Annotated in this window: 2 protein-coding genes; both read left to right on the top strand. The window is 51.2% G+C overall.

All coding sequences use genetic code 11. The features are described from left to right. Positions 1–2,585: hypothetical protein (locus KDK18_RS01100; protein ID WP_257252577.1), on the top strand; the 2,585-nt coding region annotated here is incomplete at its 5' end. Positions 2,586–2,596: 11 nt separating this feature from the next. After that, positions 2,597–4,748 (top strand): hypothetical protein (locus KDK18_RS01095; RefSeq protein WP_257252573.1); only part of this gene is annotated, 2,152 nt, incomplete at its 3' end.

Below are 4,748 nucleotides of genomic sequence, written 5' to 3'. Positions count from 1 at the left end.
TAAAAGCCTTCATGTCGATGCTTTGCCTCAGGGTAGATTGGCAGCCGGGCAATGATAGGGCGTTACAAGACAACCCGATTGACCGGGAACTGATCACTCACATCGCCTCCATAAATCATGGCAAAGGCTTCCCGACGAAGAAGGAGGTAGAAGCCTTTATCTCTATGCTCTGCCTGAGAGAGGGCTGGCAGCCGGGCCTTGATGAAGCCGTTCAAAACAACCCGGTCAACCGGGAACTGCTCATGCGCATTGCTTCCATGCGTCATGACAAAGGCTTCCCGACGAAGGAGCAGGTGGAAGCCTTTATCTCTATGTCCTGTCTGAAAGAGGGCTGGCAGCCGGGCCGGGACGAGGCCGTTAAAGACAAGCCCATCGACTGGGAACTGCTCAGGAACATTGCCTCCATGAACAATGGCAAAGGCTTCCCGACCAGGGAGCAGGTGGAAGCCTTTGTCTCTATGGCCTGCCTGAAAGAGGGTTGGCAGCCGGGCCGGGACGAGGCTGTTAAAGACAAGCCTATCGACAGGGAGCTGTTAGTGCACATTGCTTCCATGAATAATGGCAGAGGCTTCCCGACGAAGAGACAGGTGGAAGTCTTTATGTCTATGTCCTGTCTGAAAGAGGGCTGGAGGAAGGGTTTCGATGAAGCCGTTCAGAACAACCCCATCAACCGGGAGCTGCTCATTTATATTGCCAGCATATGTAATAGTAGAGGCTTCCCGGTGGAGGCGAAGGTAATCGCTTTTGTTCAGTGGTTGCCTGTGAAGAACAAGAAACATTGCCTGAAGATGGCCAGCAGGGTGTTTGCAGCTTCCGGATTGCCTGAACAAAAGGAGTTGGCTGCCAATGAGAGAAGCATCCGTCAATATCTTCCTGATCTTCCAGGGCTATCCACAGAGAGTGACGACGACATCAGTGATGGAGAGGATGAGCTGGAAGAAGACGATGCAATGAATACATTGCCGTTGTTCAGTTCAATCCCCCAAAAGTGGCGTATGACGATTGGGGAGACCCTAAAAGCCCTGGCGTTGTTCTGCTCTGCTCCTCCAAAGTGGCGCATGACCATTGCGGAACTTGAACAATACCTGACCGCTTTCACAGATGACCGCAGTGAAAGAACGCAGGTGCTTTATGCCCTGGCATCGCTGATACCCATGCTCTTCCATCATGGTGGCGCGGGCGCACGCTTATGGCTGGCAAGACATCATGAAAACCAGCAAGACCAGAACGTACTGGCCAGGGCGCTCTCAATTTACGCTCCTCTGGATAACGTTAAGTTTGCCCTGACGCAGCTGCCTGAATCCGAGTGTCTGGATTACATTACACTGTGCAGAAAGCTGAATCCTGCCCCGAACAAACTGCAATGGGTGGCATTGGAGCCACTGAGGCAAAAACTGAATCAGCGATGTTCTCTGACACTGAGTAAAGCCAGGGTGTTGGAGATTCTCTGGTCGCAGCCAGAGGCTAAACGCTCAGGGTACGTAGAAAAGCTCGACAGCTTCTTCGAAACGGTGCCTTCTGTCCGCCAACTGTACTTGATACACCAGACATTCAAGCCGCAAAAAATGCAGGATTTCCTGGAAGCCTGTATTGCCCGGCAGAGCACTCACACCCTCAATGTAAAACAACAGGAGCTGCTACTGGAAGGGCTGCTGCTGGCACACTATTACCTGACTGACCACGAACAGATACCGGATCTATGCTTTTCATCGCAGGAGGCCAGTGCCGATGGCAAAGGAGTCATTATCAACGGTGATGCGCTCATGCCGGGACAAAAGCGGCTGTGGTACTTTATCGTTGCCCTGCTGATTGAGCTTGAACAGGCGCCAGAATATAAGTTTGAAAAGAACCGGCTGACGGTGCTTTCTAACGACAGAAGCATTGTATTGCCAAAACCGGAATTCAGTCTCGTGGGTAACGGTTTTATGATCAAAAACTGGTCGTTGGAACAGCTAAGAACATTTTTCGAGGCCAAAGACTTCACCGAACAGTGGTACAAGCCTCCACAGGATGAGCGGGAACTCTATGTCATCCAGCGAGATGAGAGACTGCCACGCAATAGCGCAAGCGTCCGTGAGACCCTTAATGAAAAAGCGAAGCCGCTGGCACCCAGTGCCATTCTCAGCATTATCAAGTCAGGCTTGCCATTAAAACCCGCAGTCTGGGCGTCACTGGAGCACTACGCCAATCTTGGTCAGCTCACCACCCGATTGTGCAGGGCGTTGGCTCCGGTTATTCAACGGCAGGTGGAAGAGGCTCCGGAGAGCTTAAAAAACGCCGTCACCGCAAGACTGACAGAAGGTACAGATGAGGCTGCTGTCAGCCAGAGTTATTTTGCAACGGCGATGGACGCGGTGATAGACGCATTGAATCGTTTTCAGGTGCTGGAGGAAACAGAACTTGAAATGCTGGAACTTTTTCGCCACCAGATGAGTCCAAACCAGCTACTCACTGTGATCAAAAAAATGAGCGATAGGGTTGATTTGGTGACACAGCTCGACTGGTACAAAGCCTATGAGGGTAAAAAGCAAGATTTGCTTGGGCTGAATGAATGGCTATTTGAGGATGACCCACTGGACGAATAGGGAGAGTTTACGTGCCATTACCCCCAATAGATGGATCTACGCCGCCACCTTTGGACGATGGGGCTTCGGTGAGTAATGGTTCTCAAAAAGAGGGCTCTCAAAAAAAAGGCGCTCAAAAACCAAAAAGAAAGCACACCCGGACAGGGCGTCAGGCTGAACCGGCAGCCAGTGCCTCCAATATATTGCAGCATCAACAGGCCTTTGAACCATCTCACATTCCCCCCATAAAGCTACGGCGTGTTGATGAGGGTCTCTGGCGTGTGGTCTCTTCCTTCGCAGTTCAGTCCACACAAGATCCATTGGAAACTGAATCGGTTATAACGGCTGACGAAGAGCCTCAGCCAATGGCTGTAATCGAACCGGAATCAGAAACTCCACCACCCGCCAGTGACAGTATGACCCCTGTCACCGGTGAAATAGAAGATGAAGATTTTGAAGACGCTTCAGAAATCCCTCCTGAAATTCTCTCGGTGTTTTCACCTAAACATCAGGCAGTGTTGAAGAACCACTACAACGATAGCAACCCGGATACAGCCCAGGCTGTGAGAAGCGTGGTCCAAAGTGCCAAAAAACTGCTGAAAACCCTCCGCAGGAGAAAGATCGGATTATCCTACAACAGAAGTAACCCTCCATTTCCCACCCTTTTTGCCAAATTGGAAACATTGAGTGTTATTAAGCAAGCTGAGCTTCTCTCAGCGTTTTTTGCCAAGGCGACGGTCTTCTTTTCGGCGGTCAATACGGATCAAATTAAAAACACCGGCTGTCTCTCAAGCATGTTGAGATGGCCGCGTCATATAGAGCGCTTTGCAAATAAAAATGATCATGAGATTCAAGCTGTTGCCGGACATCCATTCCTGAAACAGATTTCTTCTATGCGCAATAACAGAGGCTTCCCGACCATAGGCGAAGTGGATGACTTTATGAACATCGCTTGCCTGAAAAAAGGCTGGCAACCAGGCAACGATGAGGCCGTTCAGGACAACCCCATCGACCGGGAGCTGCTCGTGCACATTTCCTCCATGAATAATGGCAAAGGGTTCCCGACAGAGGAACAAGTGAAAGCCTTCATCACCATGCCCTGCCTGAGAGAAGGCTGGCAACCGGGCAATGATGAAGAGGTTCAAAACAACCCGATTAACCGGAGGCTGCTCAGGCATGTCGCTTCCATGAACAATAGCAGACGTTTTCCGTCAGAGCCTCAGGTGAAAGCCTTCATCACCATTCCTTGCCTGAAAATGGATTGGCAGCCGGGCCTCGACGAGGCGGTTAAAGACAAACCGATCGATTGGGAACTGGTTGCGCATATTGCCTCTATGAACAGTGGCAGAGGCTTCCCTGCGAAGGAGCAGTTAGAAGCCTTCATGAACATGCCTTGCCTGAAAGAGGGCTGGGAACCCGGCCATGACGAAGCCGTTCGTGGCAAACCGATCAACCGGGAACTGCTCATACGCATTTCCTCCATGAATAATGGCAAAGGATTTCCGACAAAAGAGCAAGTGGAGGCGTTTCTTAGCATGCTTTGCCTGAGAGAGGGCTGGCAGCCGGGTAATGACGAGGCCGTTAAAGACAGCCCGATCGACTGGGGGCTAGTGAAGAATATTGCTTCTATGAATAATGGCAAAGGTTTCCCGAAAGAAGCGAAAGTGAAAGCGTTCATCTCTATGATTTGCCTGAGAGAGGGCTGGCGGCCGGACCGCGACAGGGCGGTTAAAGACAATCCGGTCGACCGAAAGCTGCTCATGCATATTACCACCATGCATTGTGGCAGAGACTTCCCGACGCAAGAGCAAGTAAAAGCCTTCATCACCATACCTTGCCTGAAAGAGGGCTGGAAGCCGGGCCTTGATGAGGCTGTTAAAGACAACCCAATCGACTGGGAGCTGATTAAGAACATTGCCTCCATGCATAATGGCAGAGGTTTTCCGACAGGGCCGGAAGTGAAAGCGTTTGTGAGTATGCCTTGTCTTAAAGTGGGCTGGCAGTCGGGCAATGACGAGGCCGTTAAAGGCAATCCGATCGACCGAATGCTGCTAAGGCTCATTGCCTCCATGCATAATGGCAAAGGCTTCCCGACAGAGTCGGAATTAAAAACCTTCATGACCATGCCCTGCCTGAAAGTGGGTTGGCAGCCGGGCTGCGACGAGGCCGTTAAAGACAGCCCGA

It is taken from the genome of Endozoicomonas sp. SESOKO3 (assembly GCF_024606255.1).
This window is presented reverse-complemented; position numbering and strand designations above follow the sequence as displayed.